19 protein-coding genes are annotated in these 19,119 nt (G+C 71.0%); 2 read left to right on the plus strand and 17 right to left on the minus strand.

Annotation, left to right across the window (positions count from 1 at the left end):
- Window positions 1-60: 60 nt before the first annotated feature.
- From ACF3NH_RS06175 to ACF3NH_RS06235, 13 genes are read right to left on the minus strand one after another with little or no spacing between them, the layout of a single operon-like run.
- Complete coding sequence (locus tag ACF3NH_RS06175; RefSeq protein ID WP_422922241.1) at window positions 61-1,008, minus strand: 2-hydroxyacid dehydrogenase; 948 nt, start codon at window positions 1,006-1,008, stop codon at window positions 61-63.
- On the minus strand, window positions 1,008-2,447 hold the full coding sequence (locus ACF3NH_RS06180) for an MFS transporter (protein ID WP_198367172.1): 1,440 nt from the start codon (window positions 2,445-2,447) through the stop codon (window positions 1,008-1,010). The genes ACF3NH_RS06175 and ACF3NH_RS06180 overlap by 1 nt, the downstream gene beginning before the upstream one ends.
- Before the next feature lie 33 nt (window positions 2,448-2,480).
- Window positions 2,481-3,575, minus strand: a complete 1,095-nt coding sequence (locus ACF3NH_RS06185; RefSeq protein ID WP_422922242.1) for an ABC transporter ATP-binding protein — start codon at window positions 3,573-3,575, stop codon at window positions 2,481-2,483.
- 4 nt (window positions 3,576-3,579) lie between these two features.
- Window positions 3,580-4,662, minus strand: coding sequence for an ABC transporter substrate-binding protein (locus ACF3NH_RS06190; protein WP_198367170.1), 1,083 nt, complete (start codon window positions 4,660-4,662; stop codon window positions 3,580-3,582).
- 40 nt (window positions 4,663-4,702) lie between these two features.
- On the minus strand, window positions 4,703-5,509 hold the full coding sequence (locus ACF3NH_RS06195; RefSeq protein WP_422922243.1) for an ABC transporter permease: 807 nt from the start codon (window positions 5,507-5,509) through the stop codon (window positions 4,703-4,705).
- Window positions 5,506-6,441 carry an ABC transporter permease gene (locus ACF3NH_RS06200; protein WP_198367168.1) on the minus strand — a complete coding sequence of 312 codons (936 nt, stop codon included), beginning with the start codon at window positions 6,439-6,441 and terminating at the stop codon, window positions 5,506-5,508. Before ACF3NH_RS06200 ends, ACF3NH_RS06195 begins: the two co-directional genes overlap by 4 nt.
- Entirely contained in the window at window positions 6,438-7,805 is a 1,368-nt protein-coding gene (accC, locus tag ACF3NH_RS06205; protein ID WP_422922244.1) for an acetyl-CoA carboxylase biotin carboxylase subunit, read from the minus strand. Before accC ends, ACF3NH_RS06200 begins: the two co-directional genes overlap by 4 nt.
- Window positions 7,806-7,820: 15 nt before the next feature.
- On the minus strand, window positions 7,821-8,588 hold the full coding sequence (locus tag ACF3NH_RS06210) for a LamB/YcsF family protein (protein ID WP_422922245.1): 768 nt from the start codon (window positions 8,586-8,588) through the stop codon (window positions 7,821-7,823).
- 2 nt (window positions 8,589-8,590) lie between these two features.
- Entirely contained in the window at window positions 8,591-9,013 is a 423-nt protein-coding gene (locus tag ACF3NH_RS06215; RefSeq protein WP_422922246.1) for a hypothetical protein, read from the minus strand.
- The gene (locus tag ACF3NH_RS06220; RefSeq protein WP_422922247.1) at window positions 9,013-10,017 is read right to left on the minus strand and encodes a 5-oxoprolinase subunit C family protein; all 1,005 of its coding nucleotides are present in this window, start codon (window positions 10,015-10,017) and stop codon (window positions 9,013-9,015) included. Before ACF3NH_RS06220 ends, ACF3NH_RS06215 begins: the two co-directional genes overlap by 1 nt.
- Window positions 10,014-10,715: a 5-oxoprolinase subunit B family protein gene (locus ACF3NH_RS06225; protein ID WP_198367163.1), complete on the minus strand. Its 702-nt coding sequence runs from the start codon at window positions 10,713-10,715 to the stop codon at window positions 10,014-10,016. Before ACF3NH_RS06225 ends, ACF3NH_RS06220 begins: the two co-directional genes overlap by 4 nt.
- Complete coding sequence (locus tag ACF3NH_RS06230; RefSeq protein WP_422922248.1) at window positions 10,712-11,170, minus strand: acetyl-CoA carboxylase biotin carboxyl carrier protein; 459 nt, start codon at window positions 11,168-11,170, stop codon at window positions 10,712-10,714. The genes ACF3NH_RS06225 and ACF3NH_RS06230 overlap by 4 nt, the downstream gene beginning before the upstream one ends.
- 10 nt (window positions 11,171-11,180) lie before the next feature.
- On the minus strand, window positions 11,181-12,383 hold the full coding sequence (locus ACF3NH_RS06235; RefSeq protein ID WP_198367161.1) for a pyridoxal phosphate-dependent aminotransferase: 1,203 nt from the start codon (window positions 12,381-12,383) through the stop codon (window positions 11,181-11,183).
- Between the two features lie 198 nt (window positions 12,384-12,581).
- Between ACF3NH_RS06235 and ACF3NH_RS06240 the strand changes: the two genes are divergently transcribed.
- Together ACF3NH_RS06240 and ACF3NH_RS06245 are read left to right on the plus strand one after the other, a co-directional pair.
- Window positions 12,582-13,808: a LysR family transcriptional regulator gene (locus ACF3NH_RS06240; RefSeq protein WP_422922249.1), complete on the plus strand. Its 1,227-nt coding sequence runs from the start codon at window positions 12,582-12,584 to the stop codon at window positions 13,806-13,808.
- A gap of 442 nt (window positions 13,809-14,250) precedes the next feature.
- Window positions 14,251-15,690: a YncE family protein gene (locus ACF3NH_RS06245; protein ID WP_422922250.1), complete on the plus strand. Its 1,440-nt coding sequence runs from the start codon at window positions 14,251-14,253 to the stop codon at window positions 15,688-15,690.
- Window positions 15,691-15,894: 204 nt separating this feature from the next.
- On the opposite strand, the gene fabG is transcribed toward ACF3NH_RS06245, so the two are convergent.
- From fabG to ACF3NH_RS06265, 4 genes are read right to left on the minus strand one after another with little or no spacing between them, the layout of a single operon-like run.
- Complete coding sequence (fabG, locus tag ACF3NH_RS06250) at window positions 15,895-16,614, minus strand: 3-oxoacyl-ACP reductase FabG (RefSeq protein ID WP_198367158.1); 720 nt, start codon at window positions 16,612-16,614, stop codon at window positions 15,895-15,897.
- Window positions 16,611-17,054 carry a phosphotransferase gene (locus ACF3NH_RS06255; RefSeq protein WP_422922251.1) on the minus strand — a complete coding sequence of 148 codons (444 nt, stop codon included), beginning with the start codon at window positions 17,052-17,054 and terminating at the stop codon, window positions 16,611-16,613. Before ACF3NH_RS06255 ends, fabG begins: the two co-directional genes overlap by 4 nt.
- Complete coding sequence (locus tag ACF3NH_RS06260; RefSeq protein ID WP_422922252.1) at window positions 17,044-17,847, minus strand: beta-ketoacyl synthase chain length factor; 804 nt, start codon at window positions 17,845-17,847, stop codon at window positions 17,044-17,046. The genes ACF3NH_RS06255 and ACF3NH_RS06260 overlap by 11 nt, the downstream gene beginning before the upstream one ends.
- Window positions 17,847-19,073, minus strand: coding sequence for a beta-ketoacyl-ACP synthase (locus ACF3NH_RS06265; RefSeq protein WP_422922253.1), 1,227 nt, complete (start codon window positions 19,071-19,073; stop codon window positions 17,847-17,849). Before ACF3NH_RS06265 ends, ACF3NH_RS06260 begins: the two co-directional genes overlap by 1 nt.
- Window positions 19,074-19,119: the final 46 nt, after the last annotated feature.

Consider the following 19,119-nt stretch of genomic DNA (forward strand, 5'->3'; position numbering starts at 1 on the left):
GATCCCTGCGGGCATCGGATCTTCGCGTCCGAAGCGGGCGTCAGGCCCCCGCGCGACCGTTCAGCGTCCCGCCGTCATCTCCGGCACGGGCGTCAGAACGGGCTCACCGGCGAGGAAGCGCAGGATGTTCCGCCGCACGAGATCGGCCGAGGCCTCCAGGATCTCGGGCGCCCAGGAGGCGACATGCGGCGACAGCAGCAGGTTGGGCGCATCCAGAAGGGCCCGCGGCACATGCGGTTCATCCTCGAAGACGTCGAGCGCGGCGCCCTGGATGGTCCGGGCCGCCAGCGCCTCGACCAGCGCCGCGGTATCGACCACGCTGCCGCGGCCGACATTCACCAGGAAGCCCCGCGGCCCCAGGGCCTGCAGCACCTCGCGGCCGACGATGTGCCAGGTGGCCGCGCCGCCGGGCGCGGCGATGACGAGGATGTCGGCCTCCCGCGCCAGGTCCAGCAGGGTGGGCACGAAGCGCCAGGGGACATCCGCCCGCGGCTGGCGCTTATGATAGGCGATCGTCATCTCGAACGCCTCCGCCCGCCGCGCGATCCGCTCCCCGATCGCGCCGAGGCCGACCAGCCCCAGGCGCTTGCCGCCGGGAATCGGCCGGGCCTGCAGCGCCTCGCGCCAGCGCCCCTCGCGCAGGGCGCGGTCGAAGCCGCCGAGATCGCGCATCAGGGCGAGCAGCATGGCCATGGCATGATCGGCGACGGCCGAAGCATTCAGGCCGGAGCCGTGCGTCACCGTCACGCCGCGCTCCAGCGCCGCCCGCACATCGACATTCTCGTAGCCCGTGCCGCTGCAGCAGATCAGTTCCAGGCGTGGCAGGCTGGCGATGACCTCGCGGCCGAGGCCGATGAAGCCGGTCGTCACGGCGACGCGAACCTCCTCGCGCACCGGGGCGGGTGGCGGCGCCTCGCCGGGCGCCATGCGATGCAGGCGGAAACCTTCCGCCTCGAGCGCCGCCTGGATGACCGGCGAGGTCGATCGCAACAGGATGTCGATCGTCATCACGGACTGCTCCTCTGTTCAGCACCGCCGATTCCGGCTTCGGTCACCGCCGCCGCGGAGGCCTGCTTCGGCGCGGCGTGGCGCATGGTGAGCCGGGAGGCACTCGCCAGGGCCGCGCACAGCGCGATGGCGGCGCCGAGGGCCAGCGAGATCTCCAGCGCGAGCGCGACGGGGGCGGCCAGCGCGACCGCCGCCAGCGTGCCGCCCAAGGACTGCCCCACCAGCCGGGCGGTGCCGAGCATGCCGCTCGCCGCCCCGCTGCGTGCCCGGGGCGCGGTCGCCATCAGGACGCGGTTGTTGGGCGACTGGAACAGGCCGAAGCCCAGGCCGCAGAGCGCCATGCGCCACGCGATGCCGACCGTCCCCGTCTCCGCCGTCATGCCGGCGAGGGCCAGCAGCCCGGCGGCGAGCACCGCCAGACCCGCCGTGCCCAGGATGGCGGCGGAAAAGCGGTCCGCGAGGTGGCCCGCCACCACGGCGATGGCCATGGTGCAGGCCGGCCAGATGGCCAGTTCGATACCCAATCGGGCGGCGTTCATGCCGGTCAGCCGCTCCAGGTGGAAGGGCAGCACGACAAGGGCCAGCATCTGCGCCGCGAAGGATAGGACAGAGGTCAGCACCGAGAGGCGGAACAACGGAATCCGCAGCAGGTCGAGCGGCATGACGGGCGGCGCCACGCCCTGGCGGCGCAACAGCAGCCTGGCGCCGGCGGCCGCGCTCAACGCCAGGGCACCGACCGTCAGCCAGGCCGGATAGCCATGCGCCAGTCCGTTCGCCGCCGTCAGGAACAGGCCGAGCATGCCCGCGCTGCAGGCGCCGCCGCCGAGGTCGAAGCGATGCGCGGCCAGAGGCGTGCGCGGCACCGAGCGCAGCGCCAGCAAAAGCGCCGCGCTGCCCAGCGGCACATTGACCACGAAGAGCAGCGGCCAGCCGCCGAGTTCCAGCAACAGGGCGCCGACCGGCGGGCCTGCCGTCATCGACACGCCGGCGATCACCGCATTGACGCCGATGCCCCGGCCGAGGTGCGCGGCGGGATAAACGAAACGCAGGATGGCGATGTTGACGCTGAGGATACCCGCCGCGCCCACGCCCTGGGCGATGCGCCAGACCACGAGCGCCGCCAGCGAGCCGGACAGCGCCGCGCCGGTCGAGGCGATCAGGAAGACCACGAGTCCGGCGAGATAGACTCGGCGATAGCCATGGATCTCGCCCAGCGCGGCGAAGGGCAGCAGGCAGACCGCCATGGCGAGCTGGTAGCCGCTGACCAGCCAAGTCGAGCCGCTGGGGCTGGCGCCGAGGTCCCGGGCGATCTCCGGCAGCGCCAGGTTGACGATGCTGGTGCCGAGGCCGCTCAGGGTCACGGCGCAGGCCATGGTGAGAATGGCGAGGAGGCGGCGCGGGAGTGGCAGCCCGTCCTCCCCGTTCACAAGGGGGATCATGATTGTTCTGGGCGCTTCCCGGAGCGGTCCGGTTCAGGCGTCGGCGATCATGGTGGCACTGGCGCTGGACCAGCTGGCGAGTATGCGGTCACCGGGGCGGAACCCCTGCCGCGACACCGCCTCGTCGCCATTGGAGAGATAGGCCAGGAAAGATTCGCCATCGTCGAGCCGCAGGTGGATATGCGTGGACTGGCCACGATAGCGAACCTGCTCGACGGTCCCCGGGATGCCGTTCTCGACCGGCGCCTCGGCGGAAGCCGGCTGCAGGCGAACGGCCTCCGGACGGATGGCGATCAGCGGTCCGCCGGGGCCCGCGCCGGCGCGCACCCGCGCCAGCCCGCCGCCGTCGAGCCGCATCACGACTTCGCCGCCCTCCCGGCCCAGCGCGCTGCCGCGCAGGAAGTTGGAGGCGCCGAGAAAGCCTGCGACGAAGCGGTTTGCCGGGTGGCTGTAGACCTCCTCCGGCGTGCCGACCTGCTCCAGCACACCGCCACGCATCACCACGATGCGGTCGGCCATGGTCATGGCCTCTTCCTGGTCATGCGTCACCATGACGGCGGTGATGCCCAGGCGCTTCTGGATGGCACGGATCTCGCCCTGCATGGCCTCGCGCAGGCTCTTGTCGAGGGCCCCGAGCGGCTCGTCGAGCAGCAGCAGGGAGGGTTCGATGACGATGGCGCGCGCCAGCGCCACGCGCTGCTGCTGCCCGCCCGAAAGCGCCGAGGGCAGGCGCTCGGCGAAGGGGTCGAGCTGCACCAGGCGCAGGGCCGTGGTAACACGCGAGGCCACTTCGGCCCGTGACACCCGCCGCATCTGCAGACCGAAGGCGACGTTCTGCGCCACCGTCAGATGTGGGAACAGCGCGTAGTTCTGGAACAGCATGCCGATGTTCCGGCGATGCACCGGGATATGCGTGACGCGGTAGCCGTCGATCAGCACGTCGCCCGATGTCGGCTGGACCAGGCCGGCCACCATGCGCAGCGTTGTCGTCTTGCCGCAGCCGCTGGGTCCAAGCAGCGCCACCATCTCGCCGGCGGAGATGCGCAGCGTCACATTGTCCACCGCCAGCGTGCCGCCGAAGGACTTGGTCAGGCCGGACAGCGCCAGGTCGGTCGGATTGGCGGTCACGGTCTCAGCCTCCGAAGATCTGATTGAAGCGGTCGACAATCGCGCTGCGCTGCGGATTGATGTGATCCCAGTCCAGCACATAGAGCTTCAGGTCACGCATGCGGCTTTCCGGATAGGGCGCCACGGCCGCGACATCCCTGTTCAGTTCGATGCCGGTGACGGCAGGGGCGGCATAGGTTGCCTCCGCCAACCCTTTCTGCGCCTCGGGCGAGAGGATGCGGTCGATCAGCGCGGCACCCAGATCGGGCTCCGGCGCATCCTTCACCAGGGTCAGGCAGTTGACCCCGGCGAAGGAGCCCTCGGCCGGCTCCATCAGGCGCAGCGGCGCGCGGCGGGCGACATAGGGAAGCACCGATTTGGAGAAGTCGGGGCCGGCGATGTCGCCCTGGCCCTGCTGGATCTGCAGGGCGACGGCACCGACGATCTCGTAGATGGTCTGCACGTTGGGCCTGAGCTCGGCCATCTTGTCCCAGCCCTTCTCCAGCTCGTACTGCGCCTCCAGCACCGGCTTGCCGGTGGCCAGCGAGGCGGCCATCACCAGAAGCTGCACGCTCTGCGTCTGCTTCGGCGTGATCATCATGTAGCGGCCGCGGTAGCGTTCGTGCCAGAGGTCAGCGAAGCTGGCCGGCGGATGCGCCATCTGCGCGTTGAACCAGGGTGCCACCGAGGAGATCGCGAAGGCGGCGCCGTGACTGTCGTTGTAGAGGAAGTTGGGGAAGACCTTCGCCAGGTTCGGGATGCGATCGGCCGGAAGCTTCTCGATCAGCCCCTCGGCCTTGGCGATAGGGATGCCGACGTCGTCCATCATCATGACGGAATAGGCCGGGCTCGCCTTCTGCGTGCGCAGGATGGCGATATTGCCGAGCGTGACGTTCTCCGTCTGCAGCACGCGGCAATCGAAGTCGCGCTGGAACTTGGGCACGATCTGCTTCCGCACGTATTCGCCCTGCACGCCGCGATAGGTGCCGAGCTGCACCGTCTTTCCGGCGGCCCAGGCATTGCGGACGAAGAAGAGCGGAGCGGCCAGCCCGGGGGCGCCGAGCAGGACGCTGCGGCGGGATGCGGCCGGGGGGGCGGTGTCGTCCATGGCGGTCATTGTCCTTTGCGTTGCGGTGTCCGGCTCCCGGTCACACGCCCATCGCCTTGCGCAGGCCGACGAGCTTCTCCAGGGCGAGGACGGCGAGAACGCCGGTCACGATCATCAGGCTCGATGTGGCGGCGACGGAGGGATCGAAGACGCGCTCCATCAGGCTGTGCAGGTAGATCGGCAGCGGCATGGTCTCGACATCCGCCAGCCAGAAGGAGATCGGGAAGTCGTCGAAGGAGATCATGAAGGCGAAGAGGCAGCCGGCGGCGATGCCCGGCAGGATCTGCGGCACGGTGACGCGCCAGAAGACGGTGAAGGGGCTGGCGCCGAGGGTCAGCGCCGCCTCCTCCAGGGAGCGGTCGACCTGCTTCAGGCTGGCGGTGATGGTGCGGATCAGATAGGGCAGCGTGATCAGCACATGGCCGATGAAGAGGTTCACCGAGGCCTCCATCATCCTCATCATCGACATGAACTGCAGCAGCGCCAGGCCGGTGATCAGGATCGGCAGGATCAGCGGCGAGAGCAGCATCGCCTCGATGGCGCCGCCGCCCGGCACGCGCCAGCGATCCAGCGCATAGGCCGCCGGCATGCCGAGCGCGAAGGCGGTGAGCGCCGCGGCCAGCGCCAGGAGGGTGCTGACCAGGAAGGAGTGCTGGAACTCGGGATCGTTCAGCACCGTCTCGTACCAGGAGAAGGTGAAGCCGACGGGCGGGAAGACCGCGAAGGCCGCCTCGGAGAAGGACAGCGCGACCACGACCACCAGCGGCGCCAGCACAAAGAGCAGGATCAGCACGGCCATCGTGTAGGTCACGAACCCGCCCAGCCCGGACAGACGTCCCCGCATCATGCCTCTCCCTGCGCGGCCGGGACCGCAGCCCGGCGCCGGTTCAACATCCAGGTCACGCCGATATGCGCTCCGAGGGCGATCACCACCATGAGCGTGGCGATGGCCGAGCCCATGGGCCAGTCGAAGACCGTGGTCACCTGCTGCTCCAGCAGGATGCCCAGCATCAGCCCGCGCGGCCCGCCCAGCATCTGCGGCGTGACATAGGAGGCGGCGGTCAGCGAGAAGACGATGGTCAGACCCACCGCCAGGCCCGGCACGCTGAGTGGCAGCGTGACGCGCAGGAAGGCGCGGAAGGCCGAGGCGCCGAGCATCCGCGCCGCCTCGTTCAGCGACGGGCTGATGCGCGACAGCGAGGTGGCGATGGGCAGCACCATCAGCGGCAGGAAGACATGCACCGAAGCAACGACCACCGCCCATTCGGTGTAGAGGATCTGCAACGAGACCTGGCCCAGGCCGAACAGGCCGAGCGCCCAGTTCACCACGCCGTTCGGTCCGCTGCCGAGCAGCAACTGCCAGCCATAGGTCCGCACCACCACGCTGACCACCAGCGGTGCCACCACCAGCATCATGGTCAACCGGCTGAGCGCCGAATGCCCATAGGCGATCACCATGGCCAGCGGATAGGCCAGCAGCGCCGTGAACAGCGATGTCAGCAGCGCGATCTTCAGGGTGAGCACCGTCACCCGCTGATAGGCGGGTGTCAGCAGCAGGCGGCCATAGCCCGAGACGCTGAAGGGCAGGCCGACATCGCCGGCGGCCGACTGCGTCAGCACCGAGTAGCTGAGCAACGTCAGCGAGGGGATGACCAGGAAGACCACCAGGAAGGCCACCGCCGGCAGCAGGAGGAACAGCCCCACGCTCCAGCGTGGCAGCCGGATCGGTCGCGCCGCCACAGGGGCGTCCAGCGTCGCGGAGGAGCCGGAGGCCATCATGCGCCCTCCTCCGTCGTGAGGCGGTGGGCGAGGCGCCTTTCCAGGTGGTGGATCGTCGTCTTGCCGCGCCGGAAGTCGGGATCGTCCAGGATGAGGCGATGCAGGCCGATATTGGTCGCGACGCCCTCGATGCGGATCTCATTCAGCGCGGCGGACATGCGGCGCAGACTCTCCTCGCGATCCTTGCCATGGGCGATGACCTTGGCGATCAGGGAGTCGTAGTGCGGCGGCACCTCGCTGCCCGGCGCCATGTGGCTGTCGACGCGAATGCCCGGCCCGCCGGGCGCGTGCCATTCCGTCACGCGTCCCGGCGAGGGCAACCCGCTGAACGCATCCTCCGCATTGATGCGGCATTCCAGCGCGTGGCCCTGGATGGCGATGTCGTCCTGATCAAAGGCAAGGCGCTCGCCCATGGCGACGCGGATCTGCTCGCGCAGGATGTCGATCCCGGTGATCGCCTCGGTGACCGGATGCTCCACCTGGATGCGGGTGTTCATCTCGATAAAGGCGAAGAGGCCGTCCTCATAGAGGAACTCGAAGGTACCGGCGCCGCGATAGCCAATGGCGCGGCAGGCCGCGGCGCAGCGCTCCCCGAGTGCTGCGATCTCAGCGCGCGGCAGGCCTGGCGCCGGCGCCTCCTCGACCACCTTCTGATGGCGCCGCTGCAGCGAGCAGTCCCGCTCGCCGAGCCACAGGGCGGCCCCGTGCTGGTCACAGAGCACCTGGATCTCGATATGGCGGGGATGCTCCAGAAATTTCTCGAGGTAGAGCTCGGGATTGCCGAAGGCGCGTCGGGCCTCCTCCCGCGTCATCTTGATGGCCTCGCGGAGCGCCGCGGGCTCACGCACCACCCGCATGCCGCGCCCGCCGCCACCTCCCGCCGCCTTGACGATGAGCGGATAGCCCGTCGCCTCAGCGATGGCGGCGCAGGCGGCGTGGTCTTCCGGCAGGGCGCCCTCGCTGCCGGGCACGCAGGGGACGCCGGACCGGCGCATGGCCGCCTTGGCCTCGATCTTGTCGCCCATCATGCGGATCACCGGCGCGGTGGGGCCGATGAAGACCAGCCCCGCCCGCTCCACCGCCTCGGCGAAGCCGGCATTCTCCGACAGGAAGCCGTAGCCGGGATGGATGGCCTCGGCGCCGGTGGCATTGGCGGCAAGCAGGATCAGCCCGGGATCGAGATAGCTGGCGGCCGCCGGGCCGGGTCCGATGCACAGCGCCTCGTCGGCCAGCGCCAGATAGGCGGCGCCCGCATCGGCGGCCGAATGCACGACGACGCTTCGCAGTCCCAGGCTGCGGCAGGCACGGATCACGCGCAGGGCGATTTCCCCGCGATTGGCCACCAGGACGGTGCGAAACGTCATGTGCCGGCGCGCCCGTCAGGAGGCCAGTTCGGTCAGCGGGACGATCTGCCCCCCGCCCTTCTCGACCGTCTCGCGCACCGTGCGGGCGATCTCCACCGAGCCGGCCGTGTCGCTGTGCACCAGCACGCACTGGGCATCGACCTTGATGCGCTTGCCGGACTGCGCCGTGACGGTGCCATCGTCCATGAACTGCAGGATGCGGGCGCGCACCACCTTGAGGTCGGTGATCACCGAGTTCGGCAGCTTGCGGCTCACCAGCTGCGCCTCGTCGTCATAGGCCCGGTCCGCGAAGATCTTGCCGACGGTGCGCAGCCCGATGGACTTGGCGTACTTCTCGCCATGCGTCTTGACCGAGACAGCGACAATCATGTCTCTGTCGAAGGCCTTGTAGATGTCCATCATCAGCTCGGTATAGACTGGGTTGGCGCGCGACATCTCACCGAAGGCGCCATGCGAGCCGGCATGCGTCACTTTCCAGCCGCCGACCTGCGCGATCGCCGCCAGCGCGCCAAGCTGGTAGAGCGCGTGCTTCTGCATGTCGCGCGGATCGATGTTCATCGGCACGCGGCCGAAGCCCAGCAGGTCCGGCAGGCCGATATGCGCGCCCACCGCGACGCCGTTCTCCTTCGCCGCCTCGACCATGCGGGTCATGATCACTGCGTCGCCGGCATGGTAGCCGCAGGCGATATTGGCCGAGGAGATGATCTTCATCAGGGCCTCGTCATCGCCCATCTTCCAGCGGCCGAAGCCCTCGCCGAGATCCGAGTTCAGGTCGATCTTCATGCTCATTCCTTTGTGTCCGCGGCCAGCGGGAGGATGTCGAAAAGCGGCGCGCCGAAGCCCGCGATTTCGCCATCCCGGCCGCGCACGGCCTCGATGGCGCCGTCGCAGGGCGCGACGACCGGTTGCAGCAGCGGACCCACGGCCAGGTAGGCGAGAATGTCGCCGCGGGCGACGGTGTCGCCCGCCGCCGGCGGATCGCGCGTCTCCGCCGGATGCCGCAGCAGCAGGATGCCGAAGGCCACCGCATGGACGGTCTCCACGGCAGGGGCCGCGCGCGGCGTCGCCTCCGGAACCGCGCCAGCCAGGGGGCGCGACGGTAGCGAAAGCCGGAGCGCCGTGTCGCCCTCGGCCAGTTCCAGCTCGGTCACGCCTGTGGCGCGCATCAGGGCCAGGAGCCCGGCGAGGCTGCCGGTCAGGTCACGCATCACGCCGCGCTCCCCAGCTCGCGCCTACCAAGCCCGGCCAGGTGCCGGAGCTCGCCCAGATAGGCCGCCGCGGCGCGCTCCGCCGCCCGCGCCGCGGCGGCATCGCAGGGCGCGAAGCGCAGCGTGGCGCCCGGCGCGGCCTGAGCGATGCGCCAGAGATCCGCCTCGATCACGGCGCCGATCTTGGGATAGCCGCCGGCCGAGTTGCCGTCCTCGAGCTGGATGATCGACTGGCCCGAGGGCGGCACCTGGATCACGCCGGGGACGATGCCGTGCGAGCGCATCTCCACCAGTTCGGTGCGCCGTAGCGGCACCGCGCCTTGCAGCCGGTAGCCCATCCGGTTGCTCTGGCTGGTGACCGCCCAGCCCTGCGACCAGAGCAGCGCCTGCGAGGCCGCGTCGAACTGGTCGTATTCGGCCGCGGGGATGACCCGCAGCACGACATCGCCCGGCCCGGCGTCCGGCGCCTCGCCGCCAGGCAGCACGTCACCCGGCGGCCGCGCGCCGAGGCCGGCCGGGTCGCGTGGCGTGAAGGCCGGGGCGTCGCCGAGCGGCAGCCTGTCGCCTTCTGCCAGGGCACGCCCGTCCAACCCGCCGAATCCGGCGCGCAGATGCGTCGTCCGCGAGCCGAAGACGAGGGGCACGTCGATGCCGCCGGCAACGGTGAGGTAGCCGCGCATTCCGCGCCGTGGCGCGCGCAGCACCAGTTCTTGACCGGCGCGGACGGAGACCGCCCACCACGGCGGCATCAGGCGCCCGTCCAGCCGCGGCATGGTATCGGCGCCGGTGAGCGCGATGGCCGTGTCCCGCGTGAAACGCAGCCTCACGGGGAAGAGCTGGAACTCGATACCGGCCGCGTCCGGCGGGTTACCGAGCAGGGCATTGCCGGCGGCCAGCGCCAGGCGATCCATCGCGCCGGTGCGGGCGATGCCGTGGCACCGGAAGCCGGTGCGGCCCAGGTCCTGAACCATGTTCAGCGGCGGGGTGAGCAGGACCTCGATCATCGGATGACGCGCTCCACCCGGAAGCGGATCCGGTCGCCGAGTTCCAGCAGATTGGGCGGGTCGCGCCCGAGGTCGAAGGGCTCCGGCACCTCCGGCGCCCGGCCGATCACATGCCAGCCGGTCGGCGAGGCGGTCGGGCGGTCGCTGCGGCGCGGGCCGCCGAGATTGGCCTGCGCGCCGCCGATCGAGACGATGCCGCCGGCCTCGCGCATCACCGGCACCGGGCGTCGTGGGGTGAACAGGCGGGGGTCCAGCCCGAAGAGATAGCCGAAGCCCGGCATGACGCTCGGCGCGAAGACGACGTACTCGCCGGCCGCGTGCATGGCGACGATGGTGTCGATCTCCACCCCGTGATGCGCCGCGACGGCAGGCAGGTCGCCGCCCCCCTCGCCACCATAGACGACGCCGACCTCGAGCAGCCGCCCGGTGCCGTGGCGCGGCTCGGCGCGCGACCAGGCGGCGAGCAGACGCGCCGCCATCGCCTCGGCATCGGCGGTCAGGGGATTGATCACCACCAGCAGGCTGTTCATGCCTGGCTGCAGGTCGACCACGCCATCCCAGCCGCGCACCGCATCGCTGAGGCTCCAGATGCGCTGCTGCGTCGCCAGCGCCAGTGGCCCCTCTGCATCCAGCAGCAGGGCGGCGCTGCCGCAAGGCGTGACCCGTGGCGCCGCCAGTTCCATGACGCCGGAATTCATGCCTCCAGCCCCTCCGGAAGCAGGGTGAACAGACGCTGGCCGGCCGCCACGTCCTGTCCGTCCTCGGCATGAATCTCGCCGATGATGCCATCCGCATCCGCGCGCAGCGCGGTGAAGACCTTCATCGCCTCCAGGATGCAGATTTGCTGCCCGGCCTGAACCTTCGCGCCCGGCGTGACGAAGGGGGCCGCGCCCGGGGCCGGCGCCCGGTGGAAGACGCCGTGCATCGTCGCCAGGATTTCCCGGCCGGGGGTGGCCGGTGCCTCCGCCGGAGGCGGCGCGGGGTGGCGCCGGGGCGCCGATGGCGATGGTTCCGGCGCCGGCCGGGACGCCTCGCCGCGCGGCATCGCCACGCGAATGCGCAGCGGGCCGTCGGTGACCTCCACCTCGCCGCCGCCTGCCTCGGCGACAAGCTGCATCAAGGCGCGGATCGTGTCGAAATGAGACTGGTTCACGGGAATGCGGCTATCGCAGCCGGGCGACGGCATCGGCGATCCGGGCGCAGGCCTCCTCCAGCCGGCCGATCGCCGTGGCGATGGACAGCCGGATGCAGGGCGAGAGGCCATAGGCCGCGCCAGCCACCGTCACCACCCGCGCCGCATCGACGAGATAGGTCGCCACGTCGGCATCGCTCGCCAGCACAACGCCTTCCGGCGTCCGCCTGCCGAACAGCCCTCCGCAATCGACAAAGAGATAGAAGGCGCCCTCCGGCCGGTGGCAGCGCAGCCCTGGGATGCCATCGAGCAGCGGCATCACCCGGTCGCGCCGGGCCTGGAAGTCGGCGGCGCGAGTTGCCAGGAAGTCCTGCGGCCCGGTCAGCGCGGCCACCGCCGCGGCCTGGCTGATCGAGGAGATGCCGCCGAGCGACTGCGACTGCACCTTGCGCATCGAGGCGATCAATTCGGCCGGACCGCCGGCGAAACCGATGCGCCATCCGGTCATGGCATAGGCCTTGGAGACGCCGTTGACGGTCAGCGTGCGGTCCTTGAGATCGGGCGCCACGGCGGCGAAGCTGTGGAAGCGGGTCCCGTCGAACAGCAGATGCTCGTAGATCTCGTCCGACATCATCATGATATGCGGATGGCGGCGGAACACCGCGGCAAGCGCCTCCAGCTCGGCGCGGGTATAGACGGCGCCGGTGGGATTGTTCGGGGTGTTCAGCATCACCCAGCGGGTGCGTGGCGTGATCGCCGCCTCCAGGGTGGCGGCATCGAGCCTGTAGCCGCTGTTGCCGCCGCAGGAGACGACGACCGGGGTGCCGCCCGCCAGCCGTGTCATGTCGGTGTAGGAGACCCAGTGCGGCGCCGGGACGATAACCTCGTCGCCTGGATTCAGGCTGGCGGTCAGCGCCAGGAAGATGACGTTCTTGGCGCCCGCGCTGGCCAGAACCTCGGCCAGGTCATACTCGATCCCATTGTCGCGGCGGAACTTCTCGACAATGGCGCGGCGCAGCGCGGGCGTGCCGCCGACCGGGGTATAGCGCGTCTGGCCGGCCCGCATGGCGGCAATGGCGGCCTCGATGACGTGCGGCGGGGTCTCGAAATCCGGCTCGCCCGTGGCCAGGCTGATGACATCGATCCCCTGCTCGGCGAGTTCGCGCGCGCGGCTGGAGGCGCGCTCGGATGCCGATGGCTTCACAAAGGCCAGACGCTCGGCCGTGAGCTGCATGATGGGCCAACACCTTCCGCTAAAGCTCTTCGGAATGCTGGCCGTGTGGGACGCGAGGTCGCGTCAGTTCTGGAATTCCTGACCGGACATTGCCGGACCATCGGTTGCTTCGTGCCACTCGATGTATTCGATACTTTACACACCGCCGATGCGCATGCGCGATGGAAAAAGGCGATCATGTGATTAGATTTGGCTAATATGCCCTACTTCCTCGACGCCGATGACCGCGACGTGCCGAACCTCAGGCACCTCCGCCTCCTGGCGGCTGTGGCCGCGGGCATGAGCCTGCGCCGGGCCGCGTCGGAGCTGCACATCTCGCAATCCGCAGCGACCCTCAGCCTGACAGCCCTCGAGGCGCGTTACCGGGTGACGCTGTTCGAAAGACGCCCATCTGGCCTGGTGCCGACCAAGCACGGAGTGGCTCTGGCGGCCAGGACGGAGCGTTGCCTGGCCTATCTCGGCGCGGCGCTTCAGCGCCTGGGCGGACGAAGCCAGGGTGTCGGCGTGCCGGCGCAGCGGCTCTCCCTCCTCCGGATGCCGCAGCTTCTCGCCCTGGTCGCGATGGAGGAGGCGGGCGGCTTCACCGCGGCCGCCAGACGGCTTGGCCTGCGCCCACCCTCCATTCACCGGGCCATGGGCGAGCTGGAGGATGCTTTGGGTCTGGAGCTGGTGCTCCGCGGCCAGGGTGGAGCCCGCCTCAACGCTGCGGGGCTGGACATGGCGCGCGGCTGCAGCCTGGCCCTGAGCGAATTGCGTGCGGCGCGGGCGGAATTGCGGGAACTCGATGGAGAGACCTCTGGCCGTGTCGTCGTGGGCGCGGTGCGCCTCACCGCTTCAGGCATCATCCCGCAGGTCATTCAGGAGATGTACCGCCAATGGCCGGGCGCCCGTTTTGCCGTGGTGACCGGAGATTACGAGGACATGGTGCACGGCATCAGGACCGGGCGTATCGACTACCTCTGCACGACCTTGCGGGCAGACATCCCCGATGGCGTCGAGGCGGAGATCATCTTCAGCAGCGCCATCCGGATCGCCTGTCACAAGGCTCATCCCATAGCCGGGTCGGTCGATCCACCCGCGCGGGAACTGGCGCGTTGGCCCTGGGTTGTACCGGCCGCCGGAACGGGAGCCGCGGCACGGTTCAGAACCATCTTCGAAGCCGAAGGGGTCCCACCACCGAATGCGCATGTCACATCCGCCTCCTTCGATCTGACACGAAGCCTGCTTCTGGGCGGCGAGTTCCTGGCGCTGATTGTCGAAGGCGGCTCCGCCACGGACTTTGGTGTCAGCGACCTGCACGTCCTGAGCAAGGCGATCCCCAACGACCGGCGGCCGGTCTACCTCCTGTGGCGTAAGAACTGGAGCCCGACCCGTCTGCAGCAGCAGTTTCGCGCCACCATCCAGAAGGCCTGCCGGCAGGCATAGGAGCGCCTTGGCGCCAGAGCGACTGCGACGAGCAGCGGGATGATCCCGGATGCGCCGGTGTGGATGTCCGCTTGTCGGACGAGGCGTGGACCGCCATCGAGCCACACCTGCCGCGCGACAGGCCAGGCAGGCCTCGCGTGGCTGAACCGGGACATCACGATGATGCCGCCCGCGCCCTGCGCCCGTTGGAGCGATGAACCCGCCGCTGATCGGTTGACAACACCGCTGCCCTCGGGGGCCAGCGGCCACGCGCGTCAAGGGGCAGGTTTCACCGGGTAACAGCCCCGCTTGCGCATTGACGGATTGTCATGCCTTCGCCATAGATGCGAACGCTTCGCAATAACGTGCGCCCAGGCGCGGTGGGCTGCCTTCGTCTGTGGCCCCGCCTCCCTGCAAGGATGCCGCAAGGCCGCCTTTCACCACTTCAGCCCAGGAAGCAAGCATGACACGCTTCGACCCGAAAATCCGCCGGACCTTCTCCGGCCTCCTGCTCGCCGGCTCGCTCATCTTCAGCGCCGGCATGCCGGGCACCGCGCTGGGCCAGTCCACCTTCGGCGCCCTGGACCAGACGTCCGACGTCCAGCTCCGCTTCTCGGCCGCCGAGCAGAACCGCCCTATCCTCGCGGGCGGCGAAGTGGTGGTGGCCGGCCAGGGCTTCCGGCCCGGTCAGCAGGTGACCCTGCTCTACGGAACGACGCCCCTTCTGGGCAGTGCGCTGGTGGCGGACGGGGAAGGGAAGATCTCCGGGCGGATCACCGTCCCGGCCCAGGCCGTGCCCGGCAACCATCCCATCGTCGTGGTGGCCCAGGGGCCCTACAGCGCCACGGTCGCCCCGCTCAAGGTCTCGCCCCAGATCCCGCTCTCCGGGCAGGAGCGCTTCGAGATCACCGAGGTCCGCGTGGCGCGCGGCCTGTACCAGTCGGCTTTCAGCCCCCGCAACAACGCGCTGTTCGTTACCGCCGCCATCGGCCGCCCGCCGGTGCGGCAGTCGGAGCTGCTGCGGGTGAACCTGGAAACGCTGGCCGTCGTCGCCCGCGTCACGCCACAGGCCGCTCCCGCACCGGCCCCGCGCCCCGGCGCCTCCGCGCCGGCCGATGGTGGCGTCTATGCCGTCTATGGCGTGGGCGTGGACGATGTGAACGACACCGTCTGGGTGACCAACACGCGCCAGAACACCGTCGCCGTCTATCGCCAGGCGGATCTCTCGCTTGTCCGGCAGTTCGAGCCCGGCACGGTGAACCACGCGCGTGACGTCGTCATCGACGCGACACTCGGCAAGGCCTATTCCAGCGCCACCTTCAAGCCGGAAGTCGTGGTCTTCAACACGCGGAACCCAGAAGTGGCATCGCGGATCGGGATCGCGTCGCGCGTGCGGGGCGGCACCTTCTCGGCCGCCAGCCTCTCGCTGAACGCCGAGGCGCATCGCCTCTACGTCGTCAGCAACACCACCAATGAAGTGGCGGTCATCAACACCGAGACCGATCAGGTGGAGAAGATTATCCCGGTTCCGGGCGCCCGCTCCGCCATCGGCGTGTCCCATGACCCGCGCACCAACCGCATCTTCGTGGCCTCCCAGGGCAGCGACAACCTGGTGGTGCTCAACGGCGAAACCGGTGCCGTCGTCGCCGATACGCTGGTCGGCGCGGGCGCGTTGAACGTGGTGTTCGATCCGGTGCGGCGCCGCGCCTATGTCGCCAGCCGCGCCGCGGGCACGGTCACCGTGACTGACGCCGACGGCAAGATCATCGCCAATCTCGGCCCCGCGCCGCTGGCCAACCACGTGGCCGTCGACCGCAACGGCACCGTCTTCGCCGTCGACAAGTCCGCTGCCGCCCGCAATGAGGAAGGCGACACCATCCTGCGGATCCGCCCGCGCTCCTGAGCGCCTGAATTGCGCCGGGTGCCTGCCAGCGAGGCAGGCGCCCGCCTGATTCGGAACGATCCCGGCAGGCTGCCCGGAACGATGGTGGCCACGAGCGCGATCACCGAGGGAAGATCCGCGTGCCGAAGCCAGGGCTATACGCCCGGGCGATGCAGCGACGCGGTATCAATCCGGCACAACCAACAAGTTGCAGGGGATCTCTCCCTAGGCCAGCCCGCCATTGATCGAGATGGTCTGGCCGGTGATGTAGGCGGCGCGGTCGGAGGCCAGGAAGGCGACCAGCTCGGCCACCTCCTCCGGCCTGCCGGCGCGCCGGGCCGGCACCAGGGCGCGCACCTGCTCGGGCGTCATCGCCGCCGCCACCGCCGGGCTCTCGATCACGCCCGGCGCCACCGCGTTCACCGTGACGCCGCGCGGCGCGCATTCCAGCGCCAGCGACCGGACGGCGCCGCCGAGCCCCGCCTTGGCCGCCGCGTAGTTCGCCTGCCCCCGGTTGCCCATGATCGCCGAGACCGAGCTGATGGCCACGATCCTGCCCCAGCGCGTGCCGATCATCGGCAGCAGCAGCGGCTGCGCCGCATGGAAGAAGCCGTTCAGCGAGACGTCGATGACACCGTGCCACTGCGCCGCGCTCATCCCGGCCATGGGCGCGTCGGCATGGGTGCCGGCATTGTGCACCAGCACCTGCACCGGCCCGCCCTCCAGCACCGCCGCCAGGGCGCCGGCCGTCGCGGCGGCATCGGTGAGGTCGAAGGCCAGCGCCTCGGCCGCGCCGCCCGAGGCCGTGATCTCCGCCGCCAGCGCCGCCACGCCGGCCCGGTTCGCATGGGCATGCAGCAGCAGATGCAGCCCCTCCCCGGCGAGGCGGCGGGCAATGGCGGCGCCGAGCGGGCTGCCCGCCCCGGTGACAAGAGCCCGCCTCACGCCCCGGCCTCCGGCGGCAGGATGACCGTGGCCTGGCCGGCGAGCAGGGTCCGGCCCCCTTCGGCGATGCTGAAGGCATAGGTGAAGCCGCGTGCCTCGCGCGCCAGGGCGACCGCCTCGATGGCGAGGTCGCCGGCGATGTCGTCCAGCCGGTCCACCGCCAGGTCGAGGCCGCGCAGGCTGGCCAGGTAGCCCGGCCGGCTGGCCCGTGCCCCGCCTTCCGAATCCCCGCTCAGCGCGCCGTGCAGGGCCATGGCCTGCAGCGCGTATTCGACACCGCACACCGCCGGCAGCAGGCCGCCCCGCCGCAGCGGATGGTCCGCCGCGCGGTGCGAGGCGGCGCGGCAGAGGATGCGGTCCGCCGTCCAGCTCTCCACGCGGTCGAGCAGGCACATGGCGCCCTGGTGCGGCACCAGGGCCAGGATGGCGTCACGCCGCATGGCAGGGCTCCAGGCGCAGGGTGATGGCCAGCCCGTCCAGCAGCGGCCAGCCGATCCGCGCCGGGCGGCCCGCCGCCAGCGCCTCCAGCAGGGGCAGCGCGCGCGCGATCGGGTTGGCGCCTTCCAGCGCGCGGCGCAACGGCCCGGGCTGGACCTCCGGCGGCAGCGGCCCGCCATGCGCCACCTCGATGGCGGCCAGGCTGCGCGGCCCAGGCTCCGGCGCCAGGACCAGGGCGGTGGCGAAGGGGATGGCGGTGGGGCGGACGGCGGCCAGGGGCTCCGGCAGCGGCGCGTCATAGCCGCAGAGAAGCAGCGGCCGGCCCCAGGCGGCGACCTGCGCCACCCCCTGCAGCAGCCCGGCCGGCCAGGTGTCGTCATGGCAGCCGATGCTGACCGAGCCGAGCCGCGCCCCGGCGCCGATGCTCCAGTAGCCGGCCGCCGCATTGTGCACGGAGTTGTGGAACTGCGTCGGCGAGACATCGCCGCCCGGCGTGGCGAGCGCCTCCAGGATGGCGCCCACCACACCGCCATCGCCGTTCGAGCTGGCGAAGAGGCTGTCCAGCGCCGCCGCCTCCCGCCCGGCCGCGGCGATCGCCTCCGCCGCCGCCGCCAGGGCGAGCCGCACCACCAGGCTGGCGCGCCGCCGCTCGGTGGCGGCCAGCAGGGCGGGCGGCGGCACCAGGGTCGGCGCCTCCAGCCAGGGCGCCTCGCCCGTCAGGATGGCCCGGCTCGCCGGCCATCCCGGCAGGCCGGGGCCGAGCACGGCCGCCCCCTCGATCCAGCAGCGCGGCATCAGGCGGCCAGCCCGAGCAGCAGGCTGCAATTGCTGCCGCCGAAGCCGAAGGAGTTGCTGAGAACGCGCCCGACCGGCCGCCGCCGGTTGTCCGACGCGACATCGGCGCGGAAGCCGGGGTCCACCGCCGCCACGCCGAGACAGCCGGGGATCAGCCCCTCCTCGATGCAGAGCAGGGATACCACCGCCTCCAGCGCGCCCGAGGCGCCGAGGGTATGGCCGCTCCAGCCCTTGGTGGAGGAGCAGGGCACGGTGGAGCCGAACAGGGCGGCCACCGCGCGGTCCTCCATAGCGTCGTTGGCGCGGGTGCCGGTGCCGTGCAGGTTGATGTAGTCCACCGCCGCCGGTGGCAGGCCGGCGGTGGCCAGCGCGGCGTGCATGGCGGCCTGGGCACCCAGCCCCTCGGGCTGCGGCGAGGACATGTGGTGGCCGTCGCTGCTGGCCCCGGCACCGAGCAGGGCCAGGGTACCGGGCGCCGGGGCGCGTTCCAGCAGCAGCAGCCCCGCGGCCTCGCCGATGGTGATGCCGTCGCGGTCGGCGGCGCAGGGGCGGCAAGGGCCGCGCGCCAGCAGGGAGAGGGCGTTGAAGCCCTGCAGCGTCATGCGGCAGAGGGTGTCGACGCCACCCGCCACCACCGCGTCGGCCACGTCCGCGCGCAGCAGGGCCGCCGCCTCCAGCAGGCTGCGCGCGCCCGAGGTGCAGGCGGTGGAGACGGTGAGCGCCGGGCCCCGCAGGCCGAGCCGGGCGCGGAGGTAGCGCGGCAGGGCGTAGAGGTCGTGCGTGCCGCCGAAGTCGAAATCCGCCGGCAGGGCGCCGCCGGCGCGGCGGCGGTAGGCCGCCTCGGTCTGGGCGATGCCGGCGGTGCTGGTGCCGAGCACCACGGCGACACGCGCCGCCCCGTGCCGCGCCCGTGCCGCCGCCACGGCCGCGGCGAAGCCGTCCGCCTGCAGCGCCATCTCGGCCAGGCGGTTGTTGCGGCAGTCGTAGCGGGCGAGGTCGGCCGGCAGGGCGACCAGATCGAGGCCCGGCACCCGGCCGACCCAGATCCCGTCCGGCAGGCCGGCATCCTCCGGGTCCTGCGCCGGCCGCAGTCCCCCCTGCCGCTCCAGCAGGGCCGCCCGGGTGGCGGCGAGGCCATGGCCCATGGCGCTGACCGCCGAGAAGGCGGTGATGGCCAGGGGCGCGAAGCCCGGATCGGGGCGGGAGGTGGTCGTTCGGTCCAGCATCACACCGTCAGATATGGGATTGCGGGCAGATATGGGATCGCGGGCA

Origin of the sequence: Pseudoroseomonas sp. WGS1072, from assembly GCF_049340465.1 — a bacterium.
Classification (GTDB): Bacteria; Pseudomonadota; Alphaproteobacteria; order Acetobacterales; family Acetobacteraceae; genus Pseudoroseomonas.

Bases quoted from the DNA above. Each gene is read 5' to 3' on its own strand.
- ACF3NH_RS06175 (WP_422922241.1), bottom strand. From the start codon at position 1,008: ATGACGATCGACATCCTGTTGCGATCGACCTCGCCGGTCATCCAGGCG.
- ACF3NH_RS06180 (WP_198367172.1), bottom strand. From the start codon at position 2,447: ATGATCCCCCTTGTGAACGGGGAGGACGGGCTGCCACTCCCGCGCCGC.
- ACF3NH_RS06190 (WP_198367170.1), bottom strand. From the start codon at position 4,662: ATGGACGACACCGCCCCCCCGGCCGCATCCCGCCGCAGCGTCCTGCTC.
- ACF3NH_RS06195 (WP_422922243.1), bottom strand. From the start codon at position 5,509: ATGATGCGGGGACGTCTGTCCGGGCTGGGCGGGTTCGTGACCTACACG.
- ACF3NH_RS06200 (WP_198367168.1), bottom strand. From the start codon at position 6,441: ATGATGGCCTCCGGCTCCTCCGCGACGCTGGACGCCCCTGTGGCGGCG.
- accC (WP_422922244.1), bottom strand. From the start codon at position 7,805: ATGACGTTTCGCACCGTCCTGGTGGCCAATCGCGGGGAAATCGCCCTG.
- ACF3NH_RS06210 (WP_422922245.1), bottom strand. From the start codon at position 8,588: ATGAAGATCGACCTGAACTCGGATCTCGGCGAGGGCTTCGGCCGCTGG.
- ACF3NH_RS06215 (WP_422922246.1), bottom strand. From the start codon at position 9,013: ATGCGTGACCTGACCGGCAGCCTCGCCGGGCTCCTGGCCCTGATGCGC.
- ACF3NH_RS06220 (WP_422922247.1), bottom strand. From the start codon at position 10,017: ATGATCGAGGTCCTGCTCACCCCGCCGCTGAACATGGTTCAGGACCTG.
- ACF3NH_RS06225 (WP_198367163.1), bottom strand. From the start codon at position 10,715: ATGAATTCCGGCGTCATGGAACTGGCGGCGCCACGGGTCACGCCTTGC.
- ACF3NH_RS06235 (WP_198367161.1), bottom strand. From the start codon at position 12,383: ATGCAGCTCACGGCCGAGCGTCTGGCCTTTGTGAAGCCATCGGCATCC.
- ACF3NH_RS06240 (WP_422922249.1), top strand. From the start codon at position 12,582: ATGCCCTACTTCCTCGACGCCGATGACCGCGACGTGCCGAACCTCAGG.
- ACF3NH_RS06245 (WP_422922250.1), top strand. From the start codon at position 14,251: ATGACACGCTTCGACCCGAAAATCCGCCGGACCTTCTCCGGCCTCCTG.
- ACF3NH_RS06255 (WP_422922251.1), bottom strand. From the start codon at position 17,054: ATGCGGCGTGACGCCATCCTGGCCCTGGTGCCGCACCAGGGCGCCATG.
- ACF3NH_RS06260 (WP_422922252.1), bottom strand. From the start codon at position 17,847: ATGCCGCGCTGCTGGATCGAGGGGGCGGCCGTGCTCGGCCCCGGCCTG.
- ACF3NH_RS06265 (WP_422922253.1), bottom strand. From the start codon at position 19,073: ATGCTGGACCGAACGACCACCTCCCGCCCCGATCCGGGCTTCGCGCCC.